At 36.1% G+C, this 5487-nt stretch carries 3 protein-coding genes and 3 pseudogenes; 2 read left to right on the top strand and 4 right to left on the bottom strand.

What is annotated here, in order from left to right; all coding sequences use genetic code 11:
* Positions 1 to 121: 121 nt before the first annotated feature.
* Positions 122 to 428 (bottom strand): annotated as a pseudogene (locus tag F6K18_RS37435) (RNA-guided endonuclease TnpB family protein); the annotation flags it as partial.
* Positions 429 to 987: 559 nt separating this feature from the next.
* On the opposite strand from F6K18_RS37435, the gene F6K18_RS35680 reads away from it, so the two are divergent.
* Positions 988 to 1509 (top strand): DNA-binding protein, encoded by a 522-nt coding sequence (locus tag F6K18_RS35680; protein WP_287528061.1) that lies wholly within the window; start codon positions 988 to 990, stop codon positions 1507 to 1509.
* Positions 1510 to 2223: 714 nt separating this feature from the next.
* Here F6K18_RS35680 and F6K18_RS35675 read toward each other — a convergent pair.
* The 3 genes and pseudogenes from F6K18_RS35675 to F6K18_RS35665 form a co-directional block, all read right to left on the bottom strand.
* Entirely contained in the window at positions 2224 to 2376 is a 153-nt protein-coding gene (locus F6K18_RS35675) for a hypothetical protein (RefSeq protein ID WP_287528059.1), read from the bottom strand.
* A gap of 72 nt (positions 2377 to 2448) precedes the next feature.
* Positions 2449 to 3450: an NAD(P)H-dependent glycerol-3-phosphate dehydrogenase gene (locus F6K18_RS35670; protein WP_287528057.1), complete on the bottom strand. Its 1002-nt coding sequence runs from the start codon at positions 3448 to 3450 to the stop codon at positions 2449 to 2451.
* Between the two features lie 1270 nt (positions 3451 to 4720).
* Positions 4721 to 5251: pseudogene (locus tag F6K18_RS35665) on the bottom strand (trehalose-6-phosphate synthase).
* Positions 5252 to 5328: 77 nt separating this feature from the next.
* Between F6K18_RS35665 and F6K18_RS37430 the strand changes: the two are divergent.
* Positions 5329 to 5487, top strand: a pseudogene (locus F6K18_RS37430) (IS630 family transposase); the annotation flags it as partial.

Below are 5487 nucleotides of genomic sequence, written 5' to 3'. Positions count from 1 at the left end.
GAGTTCATTACTTACTATCAATGTGACCGGAGTCATAGACTCTTTTATGTGGGGATAGTGGGACAGAATCCACTAACAGAGACTGCTCTGTACTCATTTAACTTAACTTTCTACATCGCACAAATTTGGGAAAACTTTTTTTGCCTTTAACCTGTGCTTGACAGTTTCGATAAAATCTTTCTATTGCTGCCCACGCTCTCTCAGCATGAGCTTGCCTAGCCATGGAGTTTAATTGCTTTGTCCAGGCAAACGACCTATTATGAGCTAGTACCGTACAATATTTATAGGCATCTTTTATGATGACTGACTTCTCCATCTATCCAAGCTCTGATAATGCTGTTAGGCACAAATCTACCAGTAAGAATAGCTGAATCTAGCTTTCTGTAATGATTTTCTGTGCCTTGCATTTTCATCTCGTAGACGAGCATAGAAAAGTTGGAGTGCCATAATGCTACGATCAAATTATCGCAGACAAATAAAGTACTTGCCAGCCCTAATTAACAAAAAGTCCCCCTAAAAGGGGGAGGCGCCTACCCCAATTTTCCGGTAAACTTCTGAGGTGGTAGGTGGTAGGTGTCTCAGTTATCAGTAGCTCTGTAATCAGGAGACTTGACATCAGGAATATTCTCTTTTCTCTTGGTCGATGGTTGGCCAGCTCCGAAACCCGAAGAGTGACAAAGCCGCTCCGAAGTACGCCATCCCACCCTACGGGAAGCTCCGAAGATCAACCGCTTTTTATTCCCTTAAAAGGGGAGGCGCATACCCACAATTTTTCGGTAAATTCAAAACCGAACACTAGAAACGGAGCAGAAATTTGGGATATTCCTTCCAGATCGCTTCAATAGAACATTTTTATTATACTTAAATCATCCAGAAATGGTATAATAAATTTTACTACTTATTTACCACTCTTATAAATTCTGAAAAATTTTTCAGAACACTTTAGCGTGGTATATTTGAAAAATCATTCCGAAATAGTTTAGGCCAATGTTAGTAGGAACCACGGAAGCAGCATTCCTCTTAAATATTTCTACTGCCAGACTCAGACTGCTCTTGAAACAAAGTCGGGTTATTGGAGCGAAGAAAAAAGGTAGATTTTGGGCAATTCCTCTAAACAATCGGGGAATGCCTGAAATAACCCCTGGTCTTCGAGGTCCACAAGGTACTTGGAACAAAGGAAAGCGTACAGGCAATACCTTTATTCACATTGTGCGAAAGGTAATTGATGATAACCGAGACAACGGTACCAGCGATCCGGCTATCTCTGTTAAACAAGGCGATCGCAATCATAGATGCCATGAAGCGGAAATAGTCGGACCTTGCAAAATCATCTACAGACCTCACAAGCCAAATCGCAGTCAGGCTGGCGGAGCAAGGCTTTGGATTGAGGTTGAGCCTCATATTCAGGTTATCCGTAAAGTTTTCCCAGATTGGGAGATAGAATCTTCATCTCCTGAATCTGTCGAAGTGATAGAGAAGCATGGCATCAGCAGTATTGCCATTTCCTAGTCTCTATATCCAATACATTTTTCCTATATTAGTTCTACTGCCTAGCTAGTTTTTGTTCTTAGGCTGAGTTTTACTCTGTTTATTATCAGATCAATTTTGAGAAAATCTTAGCATCAGGGGAAAAACTAATTTTTCTGAAACTATGAGGATGAGGATTTCAGGAATATTTGCTATTTTAATGTTAACAATCACAAATATTCGTGCAGCTATGCTATAAAAACATAACTAAAGAAAGGGTTGGTTTGGAGATAGGCTGATGATGAATCGAATACGGTTTGATTTTTTTTCCACCTTTGCTTATTGCCTTATGGAATTATATCATGTTCCCCCTCCGGGGGAGCTACGCTAACGGTTGAATACTTATAGATAACTGTTGTTAGGAGTCAGGACTCAGGAGTCAGGACTCAGGAGTCAGGACTCAGGAGGAAATAATAGGAGGAATAGTATTAAGAATTTCAGTATTTCTTTGGTACTGTCGGTACTATCAGTCCTTAATTTTTATTTATAACTGATTATCCGAACATAATATTATTTTCTACTATAGGTATCCATGAAAATTAATTTGACATTTGATAAAAGTAGATAACAGAGAACAAAAATATACTTAATAAGCAAGAACCGTAAATATACAATTAGGGCTTGCTGATTAAATATCAAAGCATTGAAAGATAAAGATTGTAGCATTATTTTTTGCTCTAAAAAAGTGCGAGCTTTTCAGTGGCAAGAGCTGCAAAAAGCTATTATTTTGGGACGATTATGGCATAACAATCTTGGGACAATTATTACTCCTACCTCCTCGCTCATTACCATTTCTTCTGTCTCCTGTCTCCTACTCCTACCAAAAGACTTTCCATACGCAAACCCCAATTAATTTTGCTTAACTACCTCACAGAAAAAATACATTACTAATCCACAAGTTTTGGAGTTTGCAGTTGAGAATCAATCACAAAATTCAGCTTTCAAATCCCTTTCCATCAGAGCTACTACTGCTTCTTCAGGAGTAATCTTTCCATTTAATAAAAGAAAAACCTGACGAGAAATAGGCACAGGAATTTCTTCTCGGTAAGCAATATCTATCAAAACATTCGTAGTATTAACACCCTCAGCAGTACCTTGTAATTCTGCTAAAATTTTCTCCAAACTTTTACCTTGAGCTAAACCATAACCAACCCGATAATTTCTACTCAAAGAACTACTACAAGTTGCCAACATATCTCCTAAACCAGATAACCCAAAAAAAGTTTCAGTTTGTCCACCTAAATGATTACCAACCCGAATCATTTCTGTCAAAGCACGAGTTAATAAAGCTGATTTAGCATTAGTACCAAGTTCCAAACCATCACAAACTCCAGCAGCAATAGCAATAATATTTTTCAAGGTTCCACCTAACTCTGTACCAATAGGATCGGGACTACTATAAACCCGAAATAAACCAGAAGCAAAAATATTTTGTACTGCTGTTGCTGCTAACTTATTTTTACTAGCAACTACCGTTGCAGCAGGTAATTTATCATTAATTTCTTTTGATAAATTAGGACCAGATAAAACCACAACTGAATTATTAGGAAAATTTGTTTCCCAAATCTGAGAAGGAGTCCGCCTTGTTGCTGGATCTAATCCTTTTGTAGCAGTCACAATAATTACCTTTTCTGATAATCCAATTTTTTTGATTTTTTCTGCCATTTCATTGACTCCTTTCATAGAAATTGCCGAAACTATAATATCAACATCTTGGAGTATTTCTGATAAATTGACATTCAAGCTACGAGACCATAAACGTATTTCATGTTGATTATGACCAGCCAATTTTGCTAAAGCAGAACCCCATGCACCTGCACCTAGAATAACTAAAGTTGCCTTTTCCCTCGATACTGGATAAGCAGAGTTTAAAGTTCTAATAATTTCTCTTCTTTTATCAGCTTGAGATATTTTACTTACCATAATTTATGATTTTTACCTGTTAGTTAATTACTCAATTTTTGATAGAAGTTAGTAGAGTAGGTTAATAGTAATTTACATAAAAATGACCATTAATCTTTTCATCTATTCACACTCTACCCATAAGTTAAGATGAAAGATTTTGCTAGACCAAAATAGCTAAAGAAACTCAGCAGTAACTCCTGTCTTCTGAGAATACTCAGTACTTTCCATAACATAATCTGGAATGAAATTTTCTGCCATAAATTGAGGATAGTATTCAACTTCCTTGTAACACTTTTCCTGGCTCCAATCACAGTAAGATCAAATCCGGTAGCATCAGTGTAATTAGATGGTGGGTAGGGGAGTAGGGGAGTAGGGGAACTCGAGAAATATTTGGTAATGGTTGAAGATGGAACATTTTTTTATACCGAATTAAACGGATTTAATATAACAAGTCAAAATGTCAGTTAATGCCGATAGTAAGGAGCCATGTAAAAATAAGTTGTACAAATTTTATCTGGGATAAATTGTGAAATACAGCTTCCATCAAAAAAACTGTAATAGTTATTTTTACCGAATAATTAATAATTAATAATTGTTAATTAAATAATTCAGGTCAAAAGCCTCCCCTTGGCTGCGCCGCGAGCTGTCGCTCTACAAGGGGAAAAAAAGCGGTCGATCTTCGCAGCTTCCCGTAGGGTGGAATGGATGGGTTTCCTAACCATATCCAATCGACCAAGAGAAGAAATAATATTTCCTTATATTCAATTCCGTAACGGTTTTAACCAGAGGTAATTATCCATTATCCATTATCCATTAATGAAACGAGTCCTAAGATTGTGGTCTATAGTAATCAGATTTGGTATAAATTCTTTTTTGCTGACTTGGTGAATTCTGAGTTTTGACTGCCCTCTAATTATTTATAAGTATTCAATTAAGTATGATGTTATCTCCTTGCTTCTTAAATTTTATTAGGTGCAGTAATTTTTCTCTTTTATTACCAAAAAATGAGGTCTAAAGCCTCCTCTTTTAAGGGGATGAAAGAAATATTCAGTTCAGTATTTCAAGCCTCCGGCTTTAGTGGTCGGTACTGATAACTGATAACTGAAATGACCTCTTAGAACAATTTACAAATTAATAATTATTAATTATTCTGGTTTAAAGCGGACTATTTTAAGAAAAAAAAAGAAAATATTCCTTATATTCAATTCCGGTTTTAACCAGAGGTAATTATCAATTATCCATTATCAATTAATGAACTATTGTTATATCTTTACAGAGAAACCTTCTACTATTCATAAACTACATCATGGGTGGTATTTTGAAACAGCTCAAACATATTATCTGCCCAACATCTCACATCATATTTCCAAACAGTTTCATACATTTTTGTCATTTTTTGCTTTTGTTCTTCCATAGGCATTTCTAATGCTTGTTCAATGGCATTATCCATAGACTTAACAGAGTAAGGATTTGTTAAAATAGCTTCTGGCAATTCCACTGCTGCACCCACAAACTCAGACAATATTAATATCCCATCTCTATTTTGGCGAGTAACAATATATTCTTTTGCCACTAAATTCAGACCGTCTCTCAAAGGAGTAGTTCAACAGATATCGGAGGCAGCAAAATAACCTAAAAGTGATTGATAAGATAAAGCTTCTGTAGACAACAAAACTGGAATCCAATCAGAGGAAAACCTAGTAAACCGCCCGTTGATTTTCCCTACTAATTGCTCAATTTCTTGTTTAGCAGTGTCATAAATTTGCATTCCTTTTGCTGGAGCAACACAACTAACAATAAAGTTAACCTTGCCATGCAAATCTGGGCGACGTTCTCACAAACGTTCAAAAGCTTCCAACATTTGACGGAGACCTTTCACATAGTCAATACGACCTGCATAAAGGAACACAAGGTTACTTAAAGGACGAAGAAAAAGAGCAAATAATTGAGTGGTTAAGGGCACAATATTATCTCAGATTATCAGATTTACAAAACTATTTACAGAAGCAATATAATGTAGTTTTTGAATCTAATCAAAGTTATTATAATTTACTT

Source organism: Okeania sp. SIO2C2 (genome assembly GCF_010692625.1).
In the GTDB taxonomy this organism is placed as follows: domain Bacteria; phylum Cyanobacteriota; class Cyanobacteriia; order Cyanobacteriales; family Microcoleaceae; genus Okeania; species Okeania hirsuta.
Note: the sequence above shows the minus strand (reverse complement) of the source record. Positions and strands in the feature narration are given on the sequence as shown.

Coding starts and splice junctions, on each gene's coding strand:
- F6K18_RS35680 (WP_287528061.1), top strand. CDS start 988: ATGTTAGTAGGAACCACGGAAGCAGCATTCCTCTTAAATATTTCTACT.
- F6K18_RS35670 (WP_287528057.1), bottom strand. CDS start 3,450: ATGGTAAGTAAAATATCTCAAGCTGATAAAAGAAGAGAAATTATTAGA.